At 71.8% G+C, this 25,851-nt stretch carries 25 protein-coding genes; 11 read left to right on the forward strand and 14 right to left on the reverse strand.

All coding sequences use genetic code 11. The features are described from left to right. The first annotated feature begins 56 nt into the window (after positions 1–56). The 3 genes from ACGFT1_RS11890 (at position 57) to ACGFT1_RS11900 (ending at position 4,629) form a co-directional block, all read left to right on the forward strand. The gene (locus ACGFT1_RS11890) at positions 57–1,454 is read left to right on the forward strand and encodes a class II fumarate hydratase (protein ID WP_373908854.1); all 1,398 of its coding nucleotides are present in this window, start codon (positions 57–59) and stop codon (positions 1,452–1,454) included. Between the two features lie 84 nt (positions 1,455–1,538). Then, positions 1,539–2,228, forward strand: a complete 690-nt coding sequence (locus tag ACGFT1_RS11895; protein WP_373908855.1) for a DUF402 domain-containing protein — start codon at positions 1,539–1,541, stop codon at positions 2,226–2,228. A 307-nt stretch (positions 2,229–2,535) separates the two neighbouring features. After that, positions 2,536–4,629 (forward strand): SpoIIE family protein phosphatase, encoded by a 2,094-nt coding sequence (locus ACGFT1_RS11900; protein WP_373908856.1) that lies wholly within the window; start codon positions 2,536–2,538, stop codon positions 4,627–4,629. Positions 4,630–4,706: 77 nt separating this feature from the next. On the opposite strand, the gene ACGFT1_RS11905 is transcribed toward ACGFT1_RS11900, so the two are convergent. After that, the gene (locus tag ACGFT1_RS11905; protein ID WP_373908857.1) at positions 4,707–7,052 is read right to left on the reverse strand and encodes a transglycosylase domain-containing protein; all 2,346 of its coding nucleotides are present in this window, start codon (positions 7,050–7,052) and stop codon (positions 4,707–4,709) included. Positions 7,053–7,326: 274 nt separating this feature from the next. On the opposite strand from ACGFT1_RS11905, the gene ACGFT1_RS11910 reads away from it, so the two are divergent. From ACGFT1_RS11910 to ACGFT1_RS11930, 5 genes are all read left to right on the forward strand, one after another. Then, positions 7,327–8,220: an SPFH domain-containing protein gene (locus ACGFT1_RS11910; RefSeq protein WP_373909213.1), complete on the forward strand. Its 894-nt coding sequence runs from the start codon at positions 7,327–7,329 to the stop codon at positions 8,218–8,220. Next, positions 8,217–8,483: a hypothetical protein gene (locus tag ACGFT1_RS11915; RefSeq protein ID WP_373908858.1), complete on the forward strand. Its 267-nt coding sequence runs from the start codon at positions 8,217–8,219 to the stop codon at positions 8,481–8,483. The genes ACGFT1_RS11910 and ACGFT1_RS11915 overlap by 4 nt, the downstream gene beginning before the upstream one ends. A 94-nt stretch (positions 8,484–8,577) precedes the next feature. Next, complete coding sequence (locus tag ACGFT1_RS11920) at positions 8,578–9,102, forward strand: PadR family transcriptional regulator (RefSeq protein WP_373908859.1); 525 nt, start codon at positions 8,578–8,580, stop codon at positions 9,100–9,102. Further along, a complete protein-coding gene (locus ACGFT1_RS11925) occupies positions 9,099–9,788 on the forward strand; it encodes an ABC transporter ATP-binding protein (RefSeq protein WP_373908860.1) in 690 nt (229 codons plus the stop codon). Before ACGFT1_RS11920 ends, ACGFT1_RS11925 begins: the two co-directional genes overlap by 4 nt. Beyond that, complete coding sequence (locus ACGFT1_RS11930) at positions 9,785–12,118, forward strand: ABC transporter permease (RefSeq protein WP_373908861.1); 2,334 nt, start codon at positions 9,785–9,787, stop codon at positions 12,116–12,118. Before ACGFT1_RS11925 ends, ACGFT1_RS11930 begins: the two co-directional genes overlap by 4 nt. A 67-nt stretch (positions 12,119–12,185) precedes the next feature. Here the strand turns inward: ACGFT1_RS11930 and ACGFT1_RS11935 are convergent, their stop codons facing one another. Continuing rightward, on the reverse strand, positions 12,186–13,142 hold the full coding sequence (locus ACGFT1_RS11935) for a LysR substrate-binding domain-containing protein (RefSeq protein ID WP_373908862.1): 957 nt from the start codon (positions 13,140–13,142) through the stop codon (positions 12,186–12,188). Between the two features lie 132 nt (positions 13,143–13,274). Here ACGFT1_RS11935 and ACGFT1_RS11940 point away from each other — a divergent pair, with 132 nt between their 5' ends. Together ACGFT1_RS11940 and ACGFT1_RS11945 are read left to right on the forward strand one after the other, a co-directional pair. Beyond that, positions 13,275–13,829: a peroxiredoxin gene (locus tag ACGFT1_RS11940; RefSeq protein ID WP_356818320.1), complete on the forward strand. Its 555-nt coding sequence runs from the start codon at positions 13,275–13,277 to the stop codon at positions 13,827–13,829. A 3-nt stretch (positions 13,830–13,832) separates the two neighbouring features. Next, positions 13,833–14,366 carry an alkyl hydroperoxide reductase gene (locus ACGFT1_RS11945; RefSeq protein WP_356818321.1) on the forward strand — a complete coding sequence of 178 codons (534 nt, stop codon included), beginning with the start codon at positions 13,833–13,835 and terminating at the stop codon, positions 14,364–14,366. A gap of 24 nt (positions 14,367–14,390) precedes the next feature. Here the strand turns inward: ACGFT1_RS11945 and ACGFT1_RS11950 are convergent, their stop codons facing one another. The 7 genes from ACGFT1_RS11950 to ACGFT1_RS11980 form a co-directional block, all read right to left on the reverse strand. Beyond that, on the reverse strand, positions 14,391–15,767 hold the full coding sequence (locus tag ACGFT1_RS11950) for an AI-2E family transporter (RefSeq protein ID WP_373908863.1): 1,377 nt from the start codon (positions 15,765–15,767) through the stop codon (positions 14,391–14,393). Between the two features lie 138 nt (positions 15,768–15,905). Next, a complete protein-coding gene (locus ACGFT1_RS11955; RefSeq protein ID WP_373908864.1) occupies positions 15,906–16,616 on the reverse strand; it encodes a transglycosylase SLT domain-containing protein in 711 nt (236 codons plus the stop codon). Between the two features lie 396 nt (positions 16,617–17,012). Further along, positions 17,013–18,338, reverse strand: a complete 1,326-nt coding sequence (locus tag ACGFT1_RS11960) for a PhoH family protein (RefSeq protein ID WP_373908865.1) — start codon at positions 18,336–18,338, stop codon at positions 17,013–17,015. Between the two features lie 402 nt (positions 18,339–18,740). Then, the gene (locus tag ACGFT1_RS11965) at positions 18,741–19,514 is read right to left on the reverse strand and encodes an isoprenyl transferase (protein ID WP_361988674.1); all 774 of its coding nucleotides are present in this window, start codon (positions 19,512–19,514) and stop codon (positions 18,741–18,743) included. Positions 19,515–20,075: 561 nt separating this feature from the next. After that, positions 20,076–20,864 carry a methyltransferase domain-containing protein gene (locus tag ACGFT1_RS11970; protein WP_373908866.1) on the reverse strand — a complete coding sequence of 263 codons (789 nt, stop codon included), beginning with the start codon at positions 20,862–20,864 and terminating at the stop codon, positions 20,076–20,078. A gap of 77 nt (positions 20,865–20,941) precedes the next feature. Continuing rightward, complete coding sequence (locus tag ACGFT1_RS11975) at positions 20,942–21,421, reverse strand: GNAT family N-acetyltransferase (RefSeq protein WP_373908867.1); 480 nt, start codon at positions 21,419–21,421, stop codon at positions 20,942–20,944. A gap of 40 nt (positions 21,422–21,461) precedes the next feature. Further along, positions 21,462–22,334 carry an LLM class flavin-dependent oxidoreductase gene (locus ACGFT1_RS11980; RefSeq protein ID WP_373908868.1) on the reverse strand — a complete coding sequence of 291 codons (873 nt, stop codon included), beginning with the start codon at positions 22,332–22,334 and terminating at the stop codon, positions 21,462–21,464. Between the two features lie 90 nt (positions 22,335–22,424). Between ACGFT1_RS11980 and ACGFT1_RS11985 the strand changes: the two genes are divergently transcribed. Continuing rightward, entirely contained in the window at positions 22,425–22,898 is a 474-nt protein-coding gene (locus ACGFT1_RS11985) for a DUF192 domain-containing protein (RefSeq protein ID WP_373908869.1), read from the forward strand. 13 nt (positions 22,899–22,911) lie between these two features. Here ACGFT1_RS11985 and ACGFT1_RS11990 read toward each other — a convergent pair whose 3' ends face one another. The 5 genes from ACGFT1_RS11990 to ACGFT1_RS12010 all read right to left on the reverse strand — a co-directional run bounded on the left by ACGFT1_RS11990 (position 22,912) and on the right by ACGFT1_RS12010 (position 25,840). After that, on the reverse strand, positions 22,912–23,535 hold the full coding sequence (locus ACGFT1_RS11990) for an OmpA family protein (RefSeq protein ID WP_373908870.1): 624 nt from the start codon (positions 23,533–23,535) through the stop codon (positions 22,912–22,914). Between the two features lie 7 nt (positions 23,536–23,542). Then, a complete protein-coding gene (locus ACGFT1_RS11995; protein ID WP_373908871.1) occupies positions 23,543–24,124 on the reverse strand; it encodes a hypothetical protein in 582 nt (193 codons plus the stop codon). A gap of 20 nt (positions 24,125–24,144) precedes the next feature. Further along, a complete protein-coding gene (locus ACGFT1_RS12000) occupies positions 24,145–24,750 on the reverse strand; it encodes a pilus assembly protein TadG-related protein (RefSeq protein WP_373909214.1) in 606 nt (201 codons plus the stop codon). Next, positions 24,747–24,944, reverse strand: a complete 198-nt coding sequence (locus ACGFT1_RS12005; protein ID WP_361988692.1) for a hypothetical protein — start codon at positions 24,942–24,944, stop codon at positions 24,747–24,749. The genes ACGFT1_RS12000 and ACGFT1_RS12005 overlap by 4 nt, the downstream gene beginning before the upstream one ends. 125 nt (positions 24,945–25,069) lie before the next feature. After that, positions 25,070–25,840 carry a response regulator gene (locus tag ACGFT1_RS12010; protein ID WP_373908872.1) on the reverse strand — a complete coding sequence of 257 codons (771 nt, stop codon included), beginning with the start codon at positions 25,838–25,840 and terminating at the stop codon, positions 25,070–25,072. Between the last annotated feature and the right edge of the window lie 11 nt (positions 25,841–25,851).

The raw sequence follows: 25,851 nt of genomic DNA on the forward strand, positions 1-25,851 counted from the left end.
GGGCGACGGGGAATACGGGTTCCGCGTCAGCTGCTCACGTGTGCGGAGGTAGGACGATGACGAGCGAAGAGCCGCAGTATCGGACCGAGCACGACTCGATGGGTGAGGTCCGGGTCCCGGCCCATGCCAAGTGGCGGGCGCAGACCCAGCGTGCCGTCGAGAATTTCCCGGTCTCCGGGCAGCGCATCGAGCGGGCGCACATCGAGGCGCTGGCCCGCATCAAGGCGGCGGCGGCGAAGGTGAACGCCGAGCTGGGTGTGCTGGACAAGGAGGTCGCGGAGGCGATCCAGGAGGCGGCCGGGGAGGTCGCCGACGGCCGGTGGGACGAGCACTTCCCGGTGGACGTCTTCCAGACGGGCTCGGGGACCTCGTCCAACATGAACACCAACGAGGTCGTCGCGACGCTGGCGAGCGAGCGGCTCGGGCGGGACGTGCACCCCAACGACCACGTCAACGCCTCGCAGTCGTCCAACGATGTCTTCCCGTCCTCCCTGCACATCGCGGCGACCTCGGCCGTCACCCATGACCTGATCCCGGCCCTGGAGCACCTCGCCGCGTCCCTGGAGCGCAAGTCCGGGGAGTTCGCGGACGTGGTGAAGTCGGGCCGCACCCACCTCATGGACGCGACGCCGGTGACGCTCGGTCAGGAGTTCGGCGGCTACGCGGCCCAGGTGCGGTACGGCGTCGAGCGGCTGCGGGCCTCGCTGCCCCGGCTGGCGGAACTGCCGCTGGGCGGCACGGCGGTCGGCACCGGCATCAACACCCCGCCCGGCTTCTCCGCCGCGGTCATCGAGGAGGTCGCCCGGGTCACCGGGCTGCCGCTGACCGAGGCCCGTGACCACTTCGAGGCGCAGGGCGCCCGGGACGGGGTCGTGGAGACCAGCGGGCAGCTGCGGACGATCGCGGTCGGCCTGACGAAGATCGCCAACGATCTGCGCTGGATGGCGTCCGGGCCGCGCACCGGTCTCGCCGAGATCCGGCTGCCCGACCTCCAGCCCGGTTCCTCGATCATGCCGGGGAAGGTCAACCCGGTCGTCCCCGAGGCCGTGCTGATGGTGGCCGCGCAGGTCATCGGCAACGACGTCACCATCACCACCGCCGGGGCCGCCGGGAACTTCGAGCTGAACGTGATGCTCCCTGTCATCGCCAAGAACGTCCTGGAGTCGATCCGGCTGCTCGCCAACGCCTCGCGGCTGCTGGCCGACCGGACGGTCGACGGCATCACCGCGGACCGCGAACGCACCCGTGAGTACGCCGAGTCCTCGCCGTCCGTGGTGACCCCGCTGAACAAGTACATCGGCTACGAGGAGGCCGCGAAGGTCGCCAAGAAGTCCCTCGCCGAACGCAGGACGATCCGCGAAGTCGTCCTGGAGGGCGGGTACGTGGAGCGCGGCGACCTGACCCTGGAGCAGCTCGACGAGGCGCTGGACGTCCTGCGGATGACACGCCCGTGACCGCGGGCGCGCCTTTCCGGCCACGGCCGTACCACCGTGACGTGCGCCGCAGCGTCACATGAGCACGGCACCTAATATCTGTCCATGGCGGACGACGGAGCGATGACACGAGCGGCGGCGGGACCTGCGACGTACTGGGCGCCCGGGACGCAGATCCTGTGGCGGTACCGGGAGAACGCCGGGGAGCACGTCCACATCGCCCGGCCCGTCACCGTCGTACGGGACGACGTGGAACTCCTCGCGGTGTGGCTGGCCCCCGGCACCGAGTGCGTGAAGCCGGTTCTGGCGGACGGTACGCCCGTGCACCTGGAGCCGCTGGAGTCCCGCTACACCAAGCCGCGTACGGTCCAGCGGGACCGCTGGTTCGGCACGGGCGTGCTCAAGCTGGCCCAGCCCGGCCGGCCGTGGTCGGTGTGGCTGTTCTGGGATCCGGGCTGGCGGTTCAAGAACTGGTACGTGAACCTGGAGCAGCCGCTGGCCCGCTGGGCGCGCGGGGTGGACTCCGAGGACCACTTCCTGGACATCTCCGTGCATCCGGACCGCCGTTGGCATTGGCGGGACGAGGACGAGTTCGCGCAGGCCCAGCGCGACGGGCTGATGGACGCGGAGACCGCCGAGCGGGTGCGGGCGGCCGGCCGGCAGGCGGTCGAGGTGATCCGCGCCTGGGGGGCGCCGTTCTCGGACGGCTGGGAGCACTGGCGCCCGGACCCGTCCTGGACGGTACCTTCTCTGCCCGAGGACTGGGACCGTACGCCCGCGCACGTGTCCTCATGAGACCCTTGATGCGCCCCCCGGCAAGAAACGTAGGATCGTCCTCCGCAAGGGCGCACCACAGTAACTCCCGGATCGATCGCCGGGCTTGACCGAACGTCATCGAGGGGCGGCAGGACGTGAGCGAGGGGCACCACGGCACCACCGCGAGGACCTGCGGCGACACCGCCGCGGGCCGCGCAGACCTCGCCGCCGGCACAGGTACCACCCCCGACCACGCGGGAATTCCGTTCCTGGGGCACGTATTGCGGGTATCGGAATTTCGGCGGGTCCAACTGCCCTTGGCCCCGGACGGATGGATGCGACACGCGTGACGGAGCAGCCCACCTCCTTCGAACGCCCCCAGCCGGGCGTCGACCCCGCGGAGCGCCGCGGGGCACTCCTGCGTTCCCCGGAGCCCCTCGGCGCCCCGGCGTTACCGGTGCAGACCCGGGCCGACGGATCGCCGCCCGCCGCGGGCACGGCCACGCCCTGCGGCAAGGGACAGGACGGCAAGGGGAAGGAGCCCCCAGTCAACGGCCCCGAGCACTCCCAGCCCGCCACCGCCGAGCCCGGCGCCCATCGCCCGCGGCCCGCGCCGGAGGCCATCCCGGCGCAGCCCGGCGCCGAGCAGGAGCGGACGCCGGGCGGTGAGGAGCGCCGTACCGGACGGGGGCTGCCGCCGGGGCGGCCGATGCCGATGCGGCGGGACGGGGACCGGCTGCGGTTCGTGGGCGCCGCCACCCGGCGGATCGCCCGCGGACTCGACCTGGACGAGATCGTGATGGGTCTGTGCCGGGCCACCGTGCCGACGTTCTCCGACGCCATCCTGGTCTATCTGCGCGACCCGCTGCCGGTGGGTGACGAGCGGCCCACGGGCCCGGTGGTGCTGCGGCTGCGCCGCACCGACCGGATCCCGGAGGAGCGGGACACCGAGGGGGCGCTGCTGCCGCCCGCGTTCGATCCGGAGCCGGAGCCGACCGCGCTGGCGGAGCTGTCGTCGCTGACCACCGAGCTGTGCGAGGTGCGGCCGGGCGGCGCGCTGAACGAGGTGCTGCGCGGCGTGCGCCCGGTGTTCGCGGACGCCCCCGCGGCCCGGGCCGCGCTGCCGGAACTGCTCGGTGAGGGCGGTGAGGCGGTCGTGCCGGGCGGGCAGCGCGCGATCCTCGCGCCGCTGCGCGGCCGGCGCCGGGTGATCGGGGCGGCCCTGTTCCTGCGCCGCCCGGACCGGTTCGCGTTCGAGACGGACGACCTGCTGGTGGCCGCGCAGCTGGCCACCCACAGCGCCCTCGGCATCGACAAGGCGGTGCTGTACGGCCGTGAGGCCTACATCGCCGACGAGCTCCAGCGCACCATGCTGCCCGAGACGCTGCCCCGCCCGACCGGTGTCCGGCTGGCCTCCCGGTATCTGCCGGCGGCGGAGACCGCGCGGGTCGGTGGCGACTGGTACGACGCGATCCCGCTGCCCGGCAGCCGGGTCGCGCTGGTCGTCGGTGACGTGATGGGGCATTCCATGACCTCGGCGGCCATCATGGGCCAGCTGCGGACGACCGCGCAGACGCTGGCCGGGCTGGACCTGCCCCCGCAGGAGGTGCTGCACCACCTGGACGAGCAGGCGCAGCGGCTGGGCACCGACCGCATGGCGACCTGCCTGTACGCGGTCTACGACCCGGTCACGCACCGCATCACCATCGCCAACGCCGGTCATCCGCCGCCCGTGCTGCTGCACCTGGGCGGGCGCGCCGAGGTGCTGCGGGTGCCGCCGGGCGCGCCGATCGGTGTCGGCGGGGTGGACTTCGAGGCGGTCGAGCTGGACGCGCCGGCGGGCGCGACCCTGCTGCTGTACACCGACGGGCTGGTGGAGTCCCGGCTGCGGGACGTGTGGACCGGCATAGAGCAGTTGCGGGAGAAGCTGGCCGCGACCGCGCAGCTGACCGGCCCGGACCATCCGCCGCCGCTGGAAGCGCTCTGCGACGAGGTGCTGGACATGCTCGGCCCGGGCGACCGGGACGACGACATCGCGCTGCTCGCCGCCCGTTTCGACGGGATCGCGCCGAGCGACGTCGCGTACTGGACGCTGCAGCCGGAGGACTCCGCCCCCGGGCAGGCCCGGCGGCTGGCCCGGCGCGCGCTGTCGCGCTGGGACCTGGAGGACCTGACGGACTCGGTGGAGTTGCTGGTCAGCGAGGTCGTGACGAACGCCGTACGGTACGCGTCCCGGCCCGTGACCCTGCGGCTGCTGCGCACGGACGTGCTGCGCTGCGAGGTCGGCGACGACGTGCCGCAGCTGCCGCGGCTGAGGCAGGCGCGGGCCACGGACGAGGACGGGCGCGGCCTGTACCTGGTCAACAGGCTGGCCCGGCGCTGGGGTGCGACCCGGCTGAGCACCGGCAAGGTGGTGTGGTTCGAGCTGAACCGGGGCTGAGGCCCCGCGGTTGCCGCTGACGGCGAAGGGCGCCCGGAGGATTCCGGGCGCCCTTCGCCGTCGTGCGTCCCGCGCCGCTACCGGCCGAGGCCGGCGTCGGGGACGGGGTCGAGCGGGTCCTGAGTGGCGGGGGTGGTCGGCGGCCGGCTCGTCGGCGTCTGGCTCGGGGTCTCGGACGGCGTCTGCGACGGGGTCTGGGACGGCGTCTGCGACGGGCTGTGCGACGGTGACGGGGACGTCGGGGGCGCGCTGCTCGGCGTCCGCGACGGCGTCCGGGTCGGGGTGGTGGGCGTCCACGTCGGCGCCGTGGGGGTCGGCTCGACGGCCGCGCCCTGGGTGGTCTCCAGGTCGAACGTGGCCCGGTCCGTCACGCCGAAGGTGTAGGCGGCCCAGATCTGCGCCGGGTAGCCGCCGCCGTTGATCCGGCCGGGCGCCGGGAGCAGGCCGGTCGCACCCGTCATCGACACGTGGGCCCGCGTCCTGGGGTCCTCGCCGAACAGGCCGACCGAGGTGACGAGGTCCGGGGTGTAGCCGGTGAACCAGGCCGACTTGTTCTCGTCGGAGGTGCCGGTCTTGCCCGCCACCTGCTGGCCGTCGCGCAGCGGGTTGTCCGCCACGGACCGCTTGGCCGTGCCGTCGTCCACCACGCCGGTGAGCACCGAGGTGACCGTGTCGGCGGCCGTACGGCTGATCACCGGGCCACCGAGCGGGTCCGGCACCCGGACCGGACGGCCCCTGTTCTCGGCCGCCTTGATGATCGTCGGAGTCACCTTGTGGCCGTGGTTGGCGAAGGTGGCGTAGATGCCGGCCATCTCCACCGGACTGGCGCCCATCGAGCCCAGCGTCTGCGCGGGCACCGCCTGCATGCCCTTGGTGTCCATGCCGAGCCTGCCGGCCGTACTCATGACCTTGTCCATGCCCACGTCCACGCCCATCTGCGCGAAGACGGAGTTGACGGACTTGTTCATGGCCTGCTGGACGGTGATCTTGCCGTAGCTGACGTCGTCCTCGTTGGGCGGGGCGAAGCCGACGCGGGAGCCGTGGTCCACGACCGGGCGGCGGCTGGTGCCGTCGTAGAGGGTGTCGGCGTTGATCCGCGTGCCGTCCTGCGTGGTGGCGGCGCCGTCCAGGGCCGCGGCGAGGATGACCGGCTTGAACGTCGAGGCGGGCTGGTAGTCGCGTCGGGTGGCGTTGTCGAAGTAGTGGTCGTAGTAGTTCTTGCCGCCGTACAGCGCGACGATCCTGCCCGTCGCGGGGTCGACGGAGACGGCGCCGGCCTGGATGGCGCCGTCGACCTTGCGCTTCTTCTTGTCGAGCTTGCCGGTCAGCTGGGTCTTGACGGCCCTCTCCAGCGCGGCCTGCTTCTTGCGGTCGACGTTGAGGGTGATGGTCCAGCCCTTGTGGACGACCGCGTTCTCCGCCTGGGACTGGGTGAGTCCCTGCTGCGTCATGAGCTGCTGCTCCAGCTGCTGGTTGGCCAGCTCGACGAGGTAGCCCTTCTGCCCGCCGAGGCCCGGGGCGCCCTTGGGCTCCTTCGGCACGGGGAAGTGCATGGCGGCGCGCTTGGCCTTGGGCAGCCAGCCCTCCTCGACCATGTTGTCCAGGACGTAGTTCCAGCGCGCGGTGACCAGCCGCTTGCCGGTGGGTGTGGCGACCGCCCAGTCGTACTGGCTCGGTGCCTGGAGCAGTGCGGCGAGGTAGGCGCCCTGCTCGACGGTGAGGTCCTGGGCGTCGACGCGGTAGTAGGCCTGGGCGGCGGCCTGGATGCCGTAGGCGTTGCGGCCGTAGTAGCTGGTGTTGATGTAGCCGGCGAGGATGTCGTCCTTGGACTTCTCGCGGTCCACCTTCAGCGCGATGACCAGTTCCTTCAGCTTGCGCGTGGCGGTCTGGTCCTGGTTGAGGTAGTAGTTCTTGACGTACTGCTGGGTGATCGTGGAACCACCCTGTTTGCCCTTGCCCGAGAGCGTGTTGACCAGGGCGCGGGCGGTGCCTCGGAAGTCGACGCCGGAGTCGTGGTAGAAGCTCTTGTTCTCGGCGGCGACGAAGGTGAGCTGGACCTTGCGGGGCACCTTGGCGAGGCTGACGATCTCGCGGTTGACGTGTCCGTCGCGGGCGAGGATCGTGCCGTCACTGAACTTGTAGACGTTGCTCTGCTGCTGGGCGGCGGCGTTGCCGGCCGGGATGTCCACGTACAGGTAGAGCCCGATGAAGGCCGCGATCACCAGCAGGCACATGCCGAAGAAGGTCCCGAGGATCTTCTTCCAGGTGAATATCCGGCGTATGAGGCCCCGGGCGGGCTTGCCGCCGGGGGCGGGCCCTATGCGGGTCGAGTCGGTGGGCGCGGGGTCGGGCGTGGGGCGGCGGCGCCGGGGCGCCGCGCGGTGGCCGCCCTGACGCGCTCGTCTCTCTTCCGCTCGTCCCATGGGTCCCTACGCTCGCTTCCGTCTCGGGGTCAGCTCCGAAAGCTAACACCCCTCTATATGACAAAGGGCGTCTGATCCGTTCTTTTACGGACGTGACAATCAGCACCCGCCCCCAAGGAACCGACGACGGATCGATGGCGGAGGGTTGCCTGGCGGCAAAAAGTGATATCACTTAGATAGAGCAGAGCCGGGCGCACACGCTGCCCGGCCCCACCACAACCGGGGGTCCCCTGTGTCCATATCCGAGCCGGCCGCCGCCGCCGACATCCCCGAGATGCCCGCCCCGAAGGTGCGGGAGTTCGCTGCCCACAGCATCGGCGGCGGGCTCGCCCTGCTGCTGGGGCTGCTCGGCCTCGGCGCCGCGGCCGCCCTGTTCGCCGTCTCCGGAGCGACCTCCTCCCCCGGCGCCCGCGGCGGTCTGATCACCGCCGGCGCCCTCGTCCTCCTGGCGGCCCTCGTGGCGATGCGCGGCCTGAACACGGTGGCGCCGGGCCAGGCCCGGGTGGTCCAGCTCTTCGGGCGCTACCGGGGCACGATCCGGCAGGACGGCCTGCGCTGGGTGAACCCCTTCACCTCCCGGACCCGGATCTCCACCCGGGTGCGCAATCACGAGACGGCCGTCCTGAAGGTCAACGACGCCTACGGCAACCCGATCGAGCTGGCCGCGGTCGTGGTCTGGAAGGTCCAGGACACCGCGCAGGCCACCTTCGAGGTGGACGACTTCGCCGAGTTCGTCGCCACGCAGACCGAGACGGCCGTGCGGCACATCGCGATCGAGTACCCCTACGACGCCCACGAGGAGGACGGCCTGTCGCTGCGCGGCAACGCCGAGGAGATCACCGAGAAGCTGGCCGTCGAACTCCAGGCACGGGTGGAAGCGGCCGGGGTGAGGGTCATCGAGTCGCGCTTCACGCATCTCGCGTACGCCCCCGAGATCGCCTCGGCGATGCTCCAGCGGCAGCAGGCGGGAGCGGTCGTCGCGGCCCGGCGGCAGATCGTCGACGGCGCGGTGGGCATGGTCGAGGCGGCACTGGCCCGGATCGCGGAGGCGGACATCGTGGAGCTGGACGACGAGCGGAAGGCCGCGATGGTGTCGAACCTGATGGTGGTGCTGTGCGGCGACCGCGCCCCGCAGCCCGTCCTCAACACCGGAACGCTCTACCAGTGACGGACCCGACGGCCCCGGACCCCCCGGAGACCCCCGGGACCCCCGGGCCCCCCGAGCGCCGGCCGCGGCAGCGCAAGCAGGTGCTGCTGCGGCTGGACCCCTCGGTGTACGAGGCACTGGCCCGGTGGGCCGGGGACGAACTGCGGTCGGCCAACGCGCAGATCGAGTTCCTGCTGCGCCAGGCGCTGGCCGACGCCGGACGGCTGCCCAAGGACACCGGGCCGCTGCCCCGCCGGGGCCGACCGCCTGTGTCAGAACCGTGACAATCGGCTCCCACCTGCGGCGCCGTACCACCTGCCACGACGTGTCCACACGGTGTATACATCCCGCGTATACACCGTGTGTAGAGTGCTGGACATGTCCATCGGTCACACCCTCCTAGGACTCCTGGAGTCCGGCCCGCGCCATGGTTACGACCTCAAGCGGGCCTTCGACGAGAAGTTCGGTCACGACCGGCCGCTGCACTACGGCCAGGTCTACTCCACGATGTCGCGACTGCTGAAGCACGGCCTCGTGGAAGTCGACGGGATCGAGGCGGGCGGCGGGCCCGAGCGCAAGCGGTACGCCGTCACCGACGCCGGCGTCACCGACGTGGAGCACTGGCTCGCCACCCCGGAGAAGCCGGAGGAGTACCTCCAGTCGACCCTCTACACCAAGGTCGTCCTCGCCCTCCTCACCCACCGGGACGCCTCCACCATCCTCGACACCCAGCGTGCCGAGCACCTGCGCAGCATGCGGATCCTGACCGACCGCAAGCGCCGGGGCGACCTCGCCGACCAGCTGATCTGCGACCACGCCCTGTTCCACCTGGAGGCCGACCTGCGCTGGCTGGAGCTGACCGCGGCCCGCCTGGACAAGCTCCGTGAGGAAGTGGCCCGATGACCCCTCCGCCCGGCTCCCTGCTCGCCGCCGACAACCTGCGCAAGTCCTACGGCCCCACGGTCGCGCTCGACGGCGCCGAATTCTCCATCCACCCCGGCGAGGTCGTCGCGGTGATGGGCCCGTCCGGGTCCGGCAAGTCGACGCTGCTGCACTGCCTCGCCGGCATCGTGCCGCCCGACTCCGGATCCATCACCTACGACGGCCGCGAACTGGCCGGCCTGAGCGACGCCCGGCGCAGCGCGCTGCGCCGCAGCGAGTTCGGCTTCGTCTTCCAGTTCGGCCAGCTCGTGCCCGAACTGACCTGCGTGGAGAACGTGGCACTGCCGCTGCGCCTGAACGGCACCTCCCGCAAGGCCGCCGAGCGGGCCGCGCTGACCTGGATGGAACGCCTGGAGGTCGACGAGCTCGCGGGCAAGCGGCCCGGCGAGGTCTCCGGCGGCCAGGGCCAGCGCGTCGCGGTCGCGCGGGCGCTGGTCACCCAGCCGCGGGTGCTGTTCGCCGACGAACCGACCGGCGCGCTGGACTCCCTCAACGGCGAGCGCGTCATGGAACTGCTGACCGACGCCGCCCGCTCCACCAACGCGGCCGTCGTGCTGGTCACGCACGAGGCCCGGGTGGCCGCCTACTCCGACCGGGAGATCGTCGTACGCGACGGGAAGTCACGCGACATGGAGCGCGCCGTATGAACGTGCGGCAGTGGTCCCGGGACCTCGGCATGGGTGTCAGGTTCGCCTGCACCGGCGGACGCGAGGGATGGGTCCGGATGGTTCTGACGGCGGTCGGCGTCGGCCTGGGCGTGGCCCTGCTGCTGCTGACGACCGCGCTGCCGAACGTGCTGACCGTGCGTCACCAGCGCGAGGAGGCCCGCCAGGACCTCACGTTCAACGCGGCCGTCCCGCCCAGGAGCGATCACACCGTCCTGGTGGCCACCACCGACACCAGGTGGCGCACGAAGGACATCCGGGGCCGGCTGCTGGAGGCCGAGGGGCCGCGGGCGCCGCTGCCGCCGGGGGTGGACCGCTTCCCGGCGAAGGGTGAGATGGCCGCCTCCCCCGCGCTGAAGGAGCTGCTCGCCTCGGACGGGGCGAAGCTGCTGCGGGAGCGGATCCCGTACCGGATCACCGGCACGATCAGCGAGCCCGGGCTGATCGGGTCGCGCGAACTGGCCTACTACGCCGGCGCCGAGGGCCTGGCGGTGAAACCGGACAGCTCGCAGGTGCAGCGGCTGACCGCGTTCGGGGATCCTCACCCGACGACCGAGCGGGCCGATCCGGTGCTCATCCTGCTGATGCTGGTCGTGTTCGTGGTGCTGCTGATGCCGGTCGCCGTGTTCATCGCCGCGGCCGTACGGTTCGGCGGCGAACGGCGCGACCGCCGGCTGGCCGCGCTGCGTCTGGTGGGCTCCGACAGCCGGATGACCCGCCGGATCGCGGCCGGCGAGGCGCTGGCCGGAGCACTGCTCGGACTGGTCGTGGGTACGGTCTTCTTCCTGATCGGACGTCAGGTGGCCGGCTCCCTCGAGGTGCTGGGCGAGAGCTTCTTCCCGAGCTACCTGAATCCCTCGCCCGCGCTGGTCGTAGTGGTGGCGGTCGCGGTCCCGGCCGCCGCCGTGCTCGTGACCCTGCTGGCGATGCGCGGGGTGGTCGTCGAACCGCTCGGCGTGGTGCGGGCGGCCAGGCCGGCCCGGCGGCGCCTGTGGTGGCGGCTGCTGCTGCCGCTGGCGGGCCTGGCGATGCTGTACCCGATGATCGGCAACGGCCGCTCCCACGGCGACTTCAACCAGTACCTCGTCATCGGCGGGGTGATGCTGCTGCTCGTCGGCGTGACCGCGCTGCTGCCGTGGCTGGTGGAGGCGGTCGTGGCCCGGCTCGGCCCGGGCTCGGTGTCCTGGCAGCTGGCCGTGCGGCGGCTCCAGGTGAGCAGCGGCTCGGCGGCCCGGATGGTCAACGGCATCGCCGTGGCGGTGGCCGGGGCGATCGCGCTCCAGATGCTGTTCGCGGGCGTGGAGGGCCAGTACACGCAGCAGACCGGCCGCGACCCCGGGCGGGTGCAGATGGAGGTCGACCTCTCCGGCCGGACCCCGGCGCGGGCCGCCGGGCGGGAGTTCGCGCACACCAAGGGCGTCAGGGCGGCGATGGCGATCTCCACCGGCGGGCTCGGCGATCGGCGCCGCGATCCCCAGGACACCACGTCCGTCACCGTCGGCGACTGCGCGGCGCTGCGCGAGCTGGCCCACCTGCCGTCCTGCCGGGACGGCGACGTGTTCAGCGTGCAAGGCGGCCACGGCGACGAGGGCCTGCGCGCCCTGCGCCGGTCGGGCGGGCGCGGCTTCCTCGACCCCACCTTCTCGGACGCCGACCGGGGACGCGAGATCCCCTGGACGGTGCCGGCCGGACTGCCGCGGGTCACCGTCCGCAAGGACGCGCTGAACACCGGCGTCGGCGGCCTGCTGGCCACCCCCTCCGCCCTGCCCGCCGCGGCCACCCCGACGCTGTACAGCGAGGTCTACATCCGCACCGACCCCTCGGTGCCGGACGCGGAGGAGTACGTGCGGAACACGGCCGCGCGGGTGGACCCCCTTGCCAACGCCTGGGAGTGGTCCTCGACCCAGGAGTCCCGGAAGTACACCTCGCTGCGCACCGGCCTGTTCATCGGCGCGGCCGCGGTGCTGGCGCTGATCGGGGCCAGCCTGCTGGTCTCCCAGCTGGAGCAGTTGCGCGAGCGGCGCAAGCTGCTGTCGTCGCTGGTCGCCTTCGGCACCCGGCGCCGCACGCTGGGCCTGTCGGTGCTGTGGCAGACGGCGGTGCCCATCACGCTGGGCCTCCTGCTGGCCTCGGGGGTGGGTCTGGGTCTCGGCGCGGTGCTGCTGAGGATGACGGACACGCCGGTGTCGGTCGACTGGGCGAGCGTGCTGTCGATGACCGGTGTCGGCGCGGCCGTGGTCCTCACGGTCACCCTGCTGAGCCTGCCGCCGCTGGCACGGCTGATGCGGCCGGAGGGGCTGCGGACGGAGTAGGCGGCCGGAACACGTCAGGGCTCCTTCCCCGGGGGATCGTTCCCCGGGGAAGGAGCCCTTGCGTGTCTCAGGCGTCGTCGTCCACGACCCGCACCGGCAGGGCGCGCAGCGCCTCGCGCAGGGCCGCCGCCAGCTCCTCGTACTCGGCGGCGCGGGCCGCGCCGGCCCGCATCGCGAAGGCGACGCGGCGGCTGGGGGCGGGCTCGGCGAAGTAGCCGGTCAGCAGCTGGCTGCTGCGGGTGGTCTCCAGCTTCTGCGCGGTGCGCGGCAGCAGCGTGCAGCCCAGGCCGCCCGCCACCAGCTGCACCAGCGTGGACAGTCCGGCGGCCGTGGTGGTGACCGGCGCGTCCGCGCGCCCGGCCTCCCGGCAGATGTCCAGGGCCTGGTCGCGCAGGCAGTGGCCCTCGTCCAGCAGCAGCAGGTTCAGCTCCCTCAGCGCCTCGCGCGGAATGCCCTCCCGGCCGCCGAGCGCATGGTCGAGCGGGGTGACGAGCACGAAGTCCTCGTCGAAGAGGGGCAGTTCGACGACTCCGGGGACGCCGAGCGGCACGGCGAGCAGCAGCAGGTCGAGCCGGCCGGAGTGCAGGCCGTCGACCAGGCTGGCGGTCTGCTCCTCGTGCACCTGGAGGTCGAGGTGCGGGTAGCGTTCGTGGACGAGCCGCAGCACGGCCGGCAGCAGGTACGGCGCGACCGTGGGGATCACGCCGAGCCGCAGCGCGCCCGTGAAGGGCGCCCGGACCGTCTCGGCCTCCTCCAGCAGCGCCCCGACCGCGTCCAGCACCGCTCTGGCCCGTACGGCCAGCCGCTCCCCCGCGGGCGAGAGCAGTACCTTGCGGGTCGTACGCTCGAGGAGGGTCACACCGAGGGTCTCCTCCAGCGCCGAGACCGCGCCGGACAGCGCGGGCTGGCTCATTCCGATGGCCGCCGCGGCGTCCCGGAAGTGCAGGTGCTCCGCCACGGCGGCGAAGGCCCGCAGCTGCGCCAGGCTGGGCTGCCGCCGCTTGGTTCCGTTACTGATGGTCACTGATAGCCGCCTCCGATCAACACGACCGAGTGTAGCTATTTCCCTAATCAATGCACCCTGTGCCAACATCAATAACGTCCAACCCATGGGAAACGCCCCAAAAGGGAAGTTTCTTCGCTGCAAGGAGAGCGTGTGCTCACTGTCGGTGACAAGTTCCCCGAGTTCGAACTGACCTCCTGCGTCTCGCTGGAGAAGGGTCAGGAGTTCGAGCAGATCCACCACAAGTCCTACGAGGGCAAGTGGCTGGTCGTCTTCGCGTGGCCCAAGGACTTCACGTTCGTGTGCCCCACCGAGATCGCCGCGTTCGGGAAGCTGAACGACGAGTTCGCCGACCGCGACGCTCAGATCCTCGGCTTCTCCGGTGACTCCGAGTTCGTCCACCACGCGTGGCGCAAGGACCACCCGGACCTGACCGACCTGCCGTTCCCGATGATGGCCGACTCCAAGCACGAGCTGATGCGCGCGCTGGGCATCGAGGGCGAGGACGGCTTCGCGCAGCGTGCCGTCTTCATCGTCGACCCCAACCACGAGATCCAGTTCACGATGGTCACCGCCGGCTCCGTGGGGCGCAACCCCAAGGAGGTCCTGCGGGTCCTGGACGCCCTCCAGACCGACGAGCTGTGCCCGTGCAACTGGAGCAAGGGCGAGGAGACCCTTGACCCGGTCGCGCTGCTGGCTGGTGAGTGACCCATGTCGCTCGACTCCCTGAAGTCCCGGGTACCGGACTACGCCAAGGACCTGAAGCTCAACCTGGGCTCGGTCATCGGCAATTCCGAGCTGCCCGCGCAGCAGCTGTGGGGCACGGTGCTGGCCACCGCCATCGCCTCCCGCTCCCCGATCGTGCTGCGTGAGCTGGAGCCCGAGGCGAAGGCCAACCTGTCGCCCGAGGCGTACACGGCCGCCAAGGCCGCCGCCGCGGTGATGGCGATGAACAACGTCTTCTACCGCACCCGGCACCTGCTGTCCGACCACGAGTACGGCACCCTGCGCGCGGGCCTGCGGATGAACGTCATCGGCAACCCGGGCGTGGAGAAGGTCGACTTCGAGCTGTGGTCCTTCGCGGTCTCCGCGATCAACGGCTGCGGCATGTGCCTGGACTCGCACGAGCAGGTGCTGCGCAAGGCCGGCGTGGAGCGCGAGACCGTCCAGGAGGCGTTCAAGATCGCCTCCGTGGTGCAGGCCGTCGGCGTCACCCTCGACGCGGAAGCGGTGCTGTCCGAGTAGGACAGCCGCTCACCGGAACCCCGCTCACCCTTGGTGGGCGGGGTTCTCCGCGTCTTCGAGGGGGACGTCCTCGCAGGAGACCTCGGCAGCCCCGTCGCCGGCCTCCCCGCCGGGCTCGACGGACCGGGCCGGCCGTTCCTCGGGTGCCGGACCGTCCTGGACCTCCTGGGCGTAGGTCCGCAGGTATCCGACCACCGTGTTCGTCACCGCCACCAGCGGTACGGCCACCACGGCGCCGCCGATGCCGGCCACCATGCCGCCGGCCGCCACGGTCAGCACGACCGCCAGCGGATGGACGCGGACCGCGCGGCCGAGGATGAACGGCTGGAGGACGTGTCCCTCGATCTGCTGGACCGCGAGGACCACGGCGAGGGTCATGACGGCGGCGAAGACACCCTGTGTCACCAGCGCCACGATCACCGCGAGCGCGCCGGAGGCCACCGCACCCACCAGCGGGATGAAGGAGAACAGGAAGATGAAGACGGCCAGCGGAACGGCCATCGGCACGTCGAGGAAGTAGATGCCGATGCCGATGAAGATGGCGTCGATGAGGGCGACCAGGACCGTGCCGCGGACGTAGGCGGTCAGGGTGCGCCAGGCGCGCGGACCGGCGCCGGCCACACCCGGACGGGCGGCGGAGGGCACCAGCTTCAGGAACCACTGCCAGATGCGCTCGCCGTCGTAGAGCAGGAACAGCGTCGAGAAGAACACCAGCAGTATGCCGGTGAGGGCCTCCACGACGACCTGGACGCCCTCCAGGCCCGCGGACGTGATCTGGTCGGCGTTGGCGCCGATCGCCTCACGGAGGTTCTTGGCGATCTGGTTGATCTGCTTGTCGGTGACGTGGAACGGGCTCTTCAGCAGCCAGTTGCGCAGGTCGTCGATGCCGCTCTGTATCTGGGTGGAGAGCGTGTCGATGTTCTCCATGACCTGCCAGGTCACGAACCAGCCCATCAGGCCGATCACGACGAAGCCGGCGACGGCGGTCATCGCGGTGGCCGGGCCGCGCGGCACACCGCGGCGTCTGAGCCGGGCGACCGTGGGCTGGAGCAACGCGGTGACGAGCAGGGCGATGACGAAGGCGAACACCACAAGCTGGATGGCGCTGATGACCCGCATCAGCACCCACAGGGTGCCGGCCAGCACCAGCAGCCGCCAGCCGGCCTCGGCGGCGACCCGCACACCCCAGGGCACGGCCTGCGCCGGGTCGGGGCGCGGGCCCGACGGAGCCACAGGCCGGCGCGGGGGCGGGACCGGCTCCTCGACGGGTGCCTCGGCCCGCCTGCGCCGGGCGGACCCGGTGCCGTCCTTCTCCACCTCCGCGCGGCGTTCGTCGAGGCGCTCGCTCATCTCGGTGAGGCCGGCTCCGAGCCGGCCCAGCCACCCTGGTACTCGCGACATGTCCGTCCTCTTCCCCCGCGTCCCCGGGTGCTAGCCACCACTCCCCCCTGGAGTCGTTCCGAGTACGACCGTACAGGGCGAAAGCCCCTCCCCCGAGGACGGGGAGGGGCTGCGCTGGGAAGAACCGTGCCGGCGGGCCTAGTACCAGTGGTTGGCCTGCCAGAACGACCAGGCCTGGCAGGGGCTGTGGTAGCGCTCGTTCATGTAGTTGAGGCCCCACTTGATCTGGGTGGCCGGGTTGGTGCGCCAGTCGGCGCCGGCGGAGGCGTACTTGCCTGCGGGCAGGGCCTGGAAGAGACCGTAGGCACCGGAGGAGGCGTTCACCGCCTGGTAGTTCCAGCTGGACTCGTGGTCCACGATGTTGCTGAAGCACTGGAACTGGTCGCCGGCCACCATCTGACGCGCCATCGCCTGGATCTGCGCCGCGTTGTAGCTGGACTGGGTGGGGAAGGAGGAGGAGTCGCGGACGTCGTCGCGGCTGGCCGCCGCCGCCTTCGTCTCGACGCGCTCCTTGGCCTGCTTCTCAGCGGCCTTGGCCGCCTGCTCGGCGGCCTCCTTCTTCGCGATCGCGGTCTCGGCGGCGGCCTTGCGGGCCGCTTCCTCCGCGTCCTTCTTGGCGCTCGTGTCCGCGGCGATGGCCTGTGCGTCGGCCTGCTGCGTGAGGGACGCGGTCTGCACCTGCGCCTGCTGAGACGCGGGGATGTCCGCGAGGAGCGTCGCGTCGGCTGCCGTCGCCTCGGCGTCGTTGGTCTGCGCGGTGCTGCCCGAGGCAACACCGACGACGCTTCCGACAGCGGTGACCGCGGTGGCCGAGGCCACTGCGAATCCCCGGACCGAAATCCGGCTCACACGGTTTCCTTCCAGCACCGTCCGCTTCGGTGACCCTGGCGGACGCGATCGTGCCCCTGACACTGGCCTCCCAACTGCGGGGTCACGGGAGGCGCGGACCCGGTGGGCAACTCCCGCGAAGGGAGCGCCGCGTGATGCTCGGGCGGCATACGGCGTCGTTATGGAGTTGAAGATGCTGCTGTTATGCCATACCGCTGGGGGTACACGTGTGCCGTATGCGGGGCCTGACAGGACTGAGACTTTGCCGTAACCCGAGGGCGGGTGGCAATTCTGTGCTGCGTGTGAAAGCTCACATCCCGTTTGGGCCCGGTGATTTCAGGAAACCGCCACACATGAAGGCGCCGCCCGGCTAGGCTTCTGTGCTTTGCCGGACGGCGCCAAGTATGCGTTACCGGATCAGATGTGACCGTCCTCCAGCATTTCGGTCACGAGTGCCGCGATCTGGGACCTCTCGCTGCGTGTGAGGGTGACGTGCGCGAAGAGGGGGTGCCCCTTCAGCTTCTCGACGACGGCGACCACACCGTCATAGCGGCCGACGCGCAGGTTGTCCCGCTGTGCCACGTCGTGGGTCAGTACCACCCGCGAGTTGGCGCCGATCCGCGACAGGACGGTCAGCAGCACGTTGCGTTCGAGCGACTGCGCCTCGTCCACGATCACGAACGCGTCGTGCAGCGAGCGTCCGCGGATGTGGGTGAGCGGGAGGACCTCGAGCATCCCGCGCGCGGTGACCTCCTCGATGACCTCGCGGCTGGTGACCGCGGAGAGGGTGTCGAAGACGGCCTGCGCCCAGGGGCTCATCTTCTCGGCCTCGGAGCCCGGCAGATAGCCCAGCTCCTGACCGCCGACCGCGTACAGCGGGCGGAAGACCATCACCTTCTGGTGCTGGCGGCGCTCCAGGACCGCCTCCAGGCCGGCGCACAGCGCCAGCGCCGACTTGCCGGTGCCGGCCCGGCCGCCCATCGAGACGATGCCGACGTCCGGGTCGAGCAGCAGGTCGAGCGCGATGCGCTGCTCGGCGCTGCGGCCCTTGATGCCGAACGCCTCCCGGTCCCCGCGCACCAGGCGGACGCTGCCGTCGGCGGTGACCCGGCCGAGCGCCTTGCCGCGCTCGGACTGGATGGTCAGCCCGGTGTGCACGGGGAGGTCGGTCGCCTCCGGGACGTACACCCGCCCTTCCTCGAAGAGGGTGTCCACCTGCTCACCGGGGAGGGTGAGTTCGGACATCCCGGTCCAGCCGGAGTTCTCCGTGATGGCGAGTTCGGCCCGGTACTCCTCGGCGAGGAGGCCGACCGAGGACGCCTTGATCCTGAGCGGCAGGTCCTTCGACACGACCGTGACGTCGTACCCCTCGGCCTGGAGGTTGCGGGCGACCGCGAGGATGCGCGAGTCGTTGTCCCCCAGGCGGTAGCCGCTGGGCAGCACGCTGGGGTCCGAGTGGTTCAGCTCGACACGGACCGTCCCGCCGAGCTCCCCGATCGGGATGGGGGCGTCGAGGCGGCCGTGCTTCACCCGGTAGTCGTCCAGCAGGCGCAGCGCCTGGCGGGCGAAGTAGCCGAGTTCGGGATGGTGCCGCTTGGCCTCCAGTTCCGTGACCACCACGATGGGGAGCACGACCTCGTGCTCGTCGAAGCGGGTCAGAGCGTTCGGGTCGGCCAGCAGGACGCTGGTGTCGAGGACATAGGTGCGCCGGTCTGGCTTGTGGCGCTTTGTGCTGGTCACCACGGAAGGACGTACCCCCTCGGATGAGGTCGGGGAGCGACGGAGTGGGAGCAGTGCCGGGAGGGCGGGGAAGGTAGGGAGATACGGCCCGGCAGGGCGAAAGGATCCATGCCGGTCCACGGCCGCCCCGCGTGGGGCCGGCGACCGGCCCTCCGCCTCTTCGTCCGTGCCGTGATCGCACGATCGGGCTGGTGCAAGGGGCCTCCCGGGCGGACGGCCCCGAGCCGCCCGCTGAGATCCGACACCCGTGGTTCGGGTGTCGACCTGACTGGACTATGCCCTCGAACACGCGCCGCCATGCAAATGCGGCCAACAGCGCGACGGTGAACATCTTCCTGCGTCCGCCCCGACCGGGACACACGGCGACGCCCCGTCACCTCGGGCGACGGGGCGTCGGGCGGCGGGTCAGCCGCCGTAGCGGCGGTGACGTGCGGCGTAGTCGCGCAGGGCGCGCAGGAAGTCGACCTTGCGGAAGGCCGGCCAGAAGACCTCGCAGAAGTAGTACTCGGAGTGCGCGGTCTGCCAGAGCATGAATCCGGACAGCCGCTGCTCGCCGCTGGTGCGGATCACCAGGTCGGGATCGGGCTGGGCGCCGGTGTACAGGTGCCGGCCGATCATGTCGACGTCGACGGAGTCGGCGAGTTCCGCCAGCGGCACGCCCTTGTCCTGGGCGTCGAGCAGCATGGAGCGCACGGCGTCGGCGATCTCCTGCCGGCCGCCGTAGCCGATGGCCACGTTGACGACTATGCCGTCGATGTGGGCGGTGGCCTCCTGGGCCTCCTTCAGGGTGCGCTGCATGCCCGCGGGCAGCAGGTCCAGGGTGCCCACGTGGTGGACGCGCCAGCGGCCGTCGGCGGCGAGGGTGCGCACGACGTCCTCGATGATGCCGAGCAGGGGGACCAGCTCGTCCCGCGGCCGGTCGAAGTTGTCGGTGGACAGCAGCCACAGGGTGACGACCTCGACGTCGGTCTCGGAGCACCAGCCGAGGAACTCCTCGATCTTCTCGGCACCGGCCCGGTGCCCGTGGACGGTGCTGGAGCCGCTCGCCTTCGCCCAGCGGCGGTTGCCGTCCATGATGACGCCGATGTGCTTGGGCACCTGAGCGTGGTCCAGGTGGCCTTCCACCCGGCGTGCGTAGAGCCTGACGAGCAGGCCGCGCAGCTTGTCGCGCAGGTTCACGTGACCCTCCGGGGGTTGGGCGCGGAGCAGGGGTGCCGGAGCCGTTGAGCCTACCTCTGCCGAAGGCCTGGTTCCGGCCCGGGGCTTGGGGGACGGGGTTCCTTCGCGCGGCCTCACGGCCGGGCGCGCCCGCCGGACCGGCCGCTGCCGCGCGGCGCGGTCCCCACCGGTGAGGACGCCGGACCCACGCCGTGAGGTTCCGGTGCGGTGGGGTTCCGGCGCGGGGAAGAAAAAACGGGCCGGTCCGTGGGGGGGAGACGGACCGGCCCGAGGGGGGGTTTCCACCATAACCCTTCGTAAGTGATGGTGGGTGCATCGACGCGGAACAACTACTCTCCGGAATCATGCAGCAACGCCCCGGTGGCTGCGGAATGCTGGCTTCAGGGGTGTCGCCTGGCCGATTCACAGCGGATTCCCAGGGAAATCCAGCCGGATGCACGTGCATTCGTAAGGATTGAGCCATTGTGGGGTGTGTCGGCGCGTTGCCCGGGGATCCCCCCGTCGGGCGATGCCGTCAGCCAGCGGTGACTTGACGGCTCCGCTGCCGGCCCATGTGCGCTCTCACCGGCGGACCGGCTTGCGCAGGTCGAAGAGGTGCCGGGTGCTGTGCGCGACGAACGGACCCTGCCTCCGGATGCGCGTGTGCAGCTCCCGCAGACGGGGCTCGTACGCCTCGACGGTGAAACCGGGGACCATCCAGACCACCTTGCGCAGGAAGTGGACGACGGCGCCGACGTCATGGAACTCCATCCGCAGCCGCTCCGCCCGCAGCCCCACCACCTCCAGGCCCGCCGCCTCGGCACCGGCCCGCTCCCGCTCCGGGTCCCGCCCGGACCGCACCCGGGCCGGCTGCGGTCCGAGGAAGTACTCGACCAGCTCGAAGACGCTCGCCGGACCCACGTGCTGGGCGAGGTACGTCCCGCCGGGCCGCAGCACCCGGGCGATCTGCTCCCAGTCCGGGCGCACCGGGTGCCGGCTGAGCACCAGGTCGAACGCCTCGTCGGCGAAGGGCAGCGGCGCGTCGTCCGGCGCGGCGACCACCACGACACCGCGTGGCCGCAGCAGCGCCGTCGCCTTCGCCACGTTCGGCGGCCAGCCCTCCGTCGCCGCGACCAGCACCGGCCGGGCCGGTTCCGCCCGGCTCAGCGCGAAGTCCAGCACTTCCCCGCCGCCGGTCTGGATGTCCAGCGCGGCCTCGGCGCCGGCCAGCCGCTCCGCCGCGGACCGGGCGTACCCCCACGAGGGCCGCGCCTCACTGGCCCGCCCCTCGAACCAGGAGAAGTCCCACCCCTCGGTGGGCACGGCGGCCCCTTCGGCCACGAGGTCCTCGAACGAGCGGTTCGCTGTCATGCCGCCATGATCCCAGCCCACGGCGGGCGGAACCGGCCGCCCGCCGGCCGGGTGGGCGGGCGTGCGGGCGGCGTTCCTCAGGTCGCCGGGGCGGGTTCCCCGAGGACCAGCAGTACGTGCTCCCGCTCCCCGTGCCGGACCGTGCCGACCCGCTCGAAGCCGTGTCCCTCCAGCAGCCGGACGGAGGCGGTGTTGCCGGAGAACGGGTCGGCGTACAGCGGACGTACGGGCTCCAGCTGCAGGAAGAGGCGGAGCGCGCGGGTGCCGATACCGCGGCCCCAGTAGGGCCGCCCGAGCCAGTACCCGACGAACCGGCGCCCGTCGACGGTCCACGACACGACGCTCCCGGCCACCTCCCCGCCGACCGTGACCGTCCGCACCAGGCAGTCGGGGTCGGGGAGCACCCGCTCCCGCCAGTGCCGGAAGAAGGCCTCCCGTTGCCGGGGGACGAACGTCGAGCGCCGGACTGCTTCCGGGTCGTGCTCGTAGGCGAACAGGACCTCCAGGTCCTCGTCCAGGACGTCGCGCAGGGCCACCGTGTCGTGTACGTCGGTCATGCGGCGCAGTGTGGCAGCCGTCACTGACAACGGCCCCCGGTCAAGGCACCAGGGGCCGGACCTCCTCGGCGGCGAACCGCACGAAGCCCTCCGGGTCGGGCTCGTCCGCGGTCGGCTGGAGGACGACGGTGTCCGCTCCGGCCTCCGCGAGCCGCCGCACGGCCGCGGCCACCGCGGCGGCGTCCCCCGCCACCCCCACGTCCGGCACCGACGCCACCCCCTCGGCGGCGAGTTCGGCACGCAGCCGGGCGTCGGCGCCCGCCCCCGTGGCGGCCAGGAGGTAGACGACGACCCGGTGGTGACCGCCGCGGCCGGCCGCCCGCCGCCCTTCTTCGGCGAGCCGCCGGGCCCGCCGTACCCCGTCCACGGAGGTGGCGGCCGTGAGGAGGGTGCCGTCGGCCTTCTCCCCGCAGAGCCGGAGCGTGCGGGGGCCGGTACCGCCGGCGAGTACGTCGACCGGGCGCCCCGGAGGCCAGTCCAGGGCGACGTCGTCCAGCCGGACGTACCGGCCGCGCGCACTGACCCGTTCCCCGCGCAGCAGCGCACGCAGGGCGTCCAGATGCTCACCGAGCAGACCGAGCGGCGAGTCGGCCCGGGCCCCGACCTGTCCCATCCAGTCCTGCACCCCGTGACCCACGGTCAGGACGGCGCGGCCGGGGAACAGTCGCTCCAGGGTGGCGGCCTCCATGGCGGTGACGGCCACGTTCCTGAGCGGCACGGGCAACAGGCCGATCCCGATCCGCACCCGCTCGGTCCAGGCGAGCGCGGCGGCGGCCGTGGACACCCCGCCCTCCAGGAAGCAGTCCTCCCACAGCCACAGCTCCTCGAGCCCCACCTCGTCCGCGAGGCGGGCGACGGCCCGCAGCCGTTCGGGCGGGAGCTGGGGGCGGAACACGACACCGAGTGCAGTCATGGGCCCCTTCCTAGCGGGGAGGACGGGAAAGGACAACACGATTACGTACCGGGAGAGTTGCCGCTCCCCGCGGAGGGGGAAGGACGGGGCATGAACACGGACACGGGCAGGGGCGGGGACGGGGACGCGCGGGGGAGTGGGAGCTCGGACGGGGCCGGGAACAGGGCGCGGGGAAGGTGGCGGCGGGACGGGCGCGGGCGGCTGGTCCCGCGGTCGGGGACCGGGGAGGCGCTCGGCGCGCCCGTCCCCCTGGAGATCGCCGCCTCCTACCGGGCGCGGACGCGGGGACTCCTGGGCCGGGACTCGGTCGACGGGGCGCTGCTGCTGTCACCGGCGAGCGGGGTGCACACGTTCGGGATGCGCATCCCGATCGACGTCGCCTATCTGGACCGCCGCCTGACCGTCCTGGCCGTCCGCACGATGCCCCCGGGCCGCCTGGGCCTGCCCCGCCTGCGGGCACGGCACGTACTGGAGGCGGAGGCCGGGGCCATGGCGGGGTGGGGGCTGCGGGCCGGGGTGCGGGTGGACGTGGAGAGGGACAGGGGGCCGGAGGAGACGCGCTGAGGGACGCACGGGCTCACTGCCGGGTGCGCGGGAAGGACACCTCCACCCGGCGGTTCTTCTTCCGGCCGGCCTCGGTGGAGTTGTCGGCGATGGGGTACTGCTCGCCGTAGCCGCGGACGTCGAAGGTGACGGCCGGGTCGTTCAGGTCCTGGTCGAGGACGGCCTGTACGGCGTCGGCGCGCTTCCTGGAGAGGATGTCGCCGTGGGCGGAGGAGCCGAGGTCGTCGGTGAAGCCGAAGACGCGGACGCGGGTCGCGTGCTGCTTCCTGATCTCCTCGACGATGACGGAGACGCGGGCCTTCGCCTCATCGCCGAGTTCGGCGCTGTCCTTGCCGAACAGCACCTCGGCCTGGAGTGCGAAGGTCACGTCGGCGTTGGTGTCCTCCCGCCGCTCGTCCCCGCTCTGGTCCTCCACGACCGATTTGATGTCCAGCACCTTGGCCCCCGCCAGCGTGGCCCCCTCCGGGAGCTTCAGATCCGGATCGGTGGGGTCGACCTCGACGGGGGCGGCGGCGGAGGGGGCGGCACCGGGAGGGGTGCTGGGACCGGCGTCGTCGGCGACCGCGGTGGCGCCGTGCGCGTACACCGTGAGCAGGAGGGCAGCGGCCGTCAGCGCGAGCCGGGGTGTGGTGGTCACTGCTGCCTCACCCGGAGATCTTGATGGTGGCGGAGGAGAAGGTCGGCAGCTGGAAGTCCACCTCGGTCGCGTTCGCGGGGGGCGCCGGGAACTGCATGAAGACCGCCAGGCTCTCGCCCGCCCTGAGTGTGGAGAAGCCCGTGGTCGTCAGCGGACGGCCCTCGGTGTCCCGCAGGACGTAGTACCGCTTCTTGCCCTGGGGATCGATGAGCGTGGCGCCGCCCAGAGATCTGCCGTTCCTGAGGATCTCGGTCTCGTTGCCGCTCAGGGCGGAGGGGACCACGACGCTGCCGGCGCCGTCGTTCTTCAGGGTGCCGTTGACGGTGACGAAGCCCCCCGAGTCCCGCTGCGCCGAGGTGACGCGCAGGAGGAGACCGTCCGAGCCCTTCAGTTCGGCCAGCGGCTCGTCGGACTGCCCCTCCTGGGCGCTCGGACCGGAACCGGTCGTCTCGGAGGCGGACGCCGACCTGTGCGGCTTGTCGTCATGACCGCCGCTCCCCCCGCAGCCGGCCACACCGACGGCCAGGCCGGCCGCGACCGACCATGCGACCATCCCCCTGCGGACCTTCGCAGTCAACCGAATGCTCATCGCTCCGCTTCCTTCGTCACTCATCGTTCGCTTGTCAGCCGCCCCAGATGGACGTCGAAGAGGTCTTCGGGCTTCGGGAGCCCCGATGGGTCGTCCGGGTCCGGATCCCAGGTGGTGCCGTCGCAGTCGAGGCGGGGCGGCGCGTCGCCCTTGGCCCCCTCGACGGGGAGGTCGACGGTACAGAGCGGGTCCACCACGGCGGTGGCGGACGCCGTGGACCTGAAGTCCTCCGTCCCGGGTACGACGGAACGGCCGACGGACTTGTTGGTCTCCACGTCGACCTGGTAGGTCAGCGACTCCGGGGACCGGCAGCCACTCAGACGGGCGTCGTTCTGCGCGGCGAGCTGGCCGGCCCGCCAGCACGGGTCGTCTATCGCGGCCCTGCCGTCGAAGACGTCCTGCCACTTCTCCGGGTCGGACAGCACCCGCACCCAGTCGTCGGTGAGCTGGGCACGGGCGTTCTGGGCCGCCGCGAGCGCGGCCGCGTCGGCAGCCGTCTGGGCGCCGCTGCGGTTCACGGCGCCCTGACCGACCGCGAGGTACGCCAGAGCAAGAAAGAGCAGGCCTGCCACCACCGTGAGGTAGATGGGGAAGGCCTGCCCCGAGTCGTGTCGTGAAGGAGTCAGCCGCCCGTGACCTGGGCGATCTTCTGGGTGATCGCGTCGTAGATCGACTGACCGATGCTCGTACCCGTGATCGCCAGCACGATCGCCACCACCACGGCGATGATGCCGAGGTACTCCACCGCGGTCTGGCCCCGGTCGTCGCGGGCCGTACGAGACCGCAGGTACGCGACGGTGGTGTTGAACCATCTGCTCACGGTTTTCCCCTCCAGCCGGGCCTCGAATGGCGGCAGCGTACGGCGCCTCCTCCGGCCGGCCGCAGGGTCCCAGGGCCCAGGGGTGGGCCCAATTGTCGTGGGGGGTGTTCGGCCGGTGGGTCATGTCAGGACACCCCCAGCCACTTCGCCGTCGCCTGGGAGCGGGTGGTGCTGTGCAGCTTGGCGAAGATGTGGTTGATGTGGTTCTTGACCGTCTTCTCGCTGATGAAGCAGGCGGCGGCGATCTGCTGGTTGGTCATCCCGGACGCGATGAGGTCCATGATCTCCGCCTCCCTCGTACTCAGCCGGAACCGTCGCCGGAACGACTGTCCCACAGGGCGTTGCAACTGCGAAAGCGATTCGGCCGAGAAATCCGTTGATTCCAGGAAGGATTGATCGGTGGTGTGTGCTGGTGCATCTTCGCCGAGGCCGAGGCCGAGAAGGAGTGCGCGTGCCGCCCCCGGCGTGACGTGCGGCCGTCCCTCCCGTACGTCCCGTACCGCCGCCACCAGCTGCTCCGTCGTGAACTCGCCGTGCACCAGGTATCCCCCCGCCCCCAGCCGCAGTGCCTCTCGTACGGTCTCCGCCTCGTGGCTGTAGGTGAGCATCATGACGGGGGCCAGCCGTACCAGGTGGGGCAACGCCGAGATTCCATCTACTCCGGGCATCCGGACGTCGAGGAGGATGACGTCCGGCCGGTGCCGCAGCGCCGCCTCGTACGCCTCGCGGCCGTCCGTGGCCTCCGCGACCACCGTGGTGTCCGGGCGGTCCGACAGCAGGGCCGTCAGTCCCGCGCGGACCACGGGGTTGTCGTCGGCGACCAGCAGCCGCAGCGGCGGTGGAGCCGGCGCCGGCGGCGGGAAGTCCGGCCGGGGTTCGCTGTGCGAGGCCCGCATGGTGGCTCCTC

Source organism: Streptomyces sp. Y20 (assembly GCF_043195475.1).
Classification (GTDB): Bacteria; Actinomycetota; Actinomycetes; order Streptomycetales; family Streptomycetaceae; genus Streptomyces.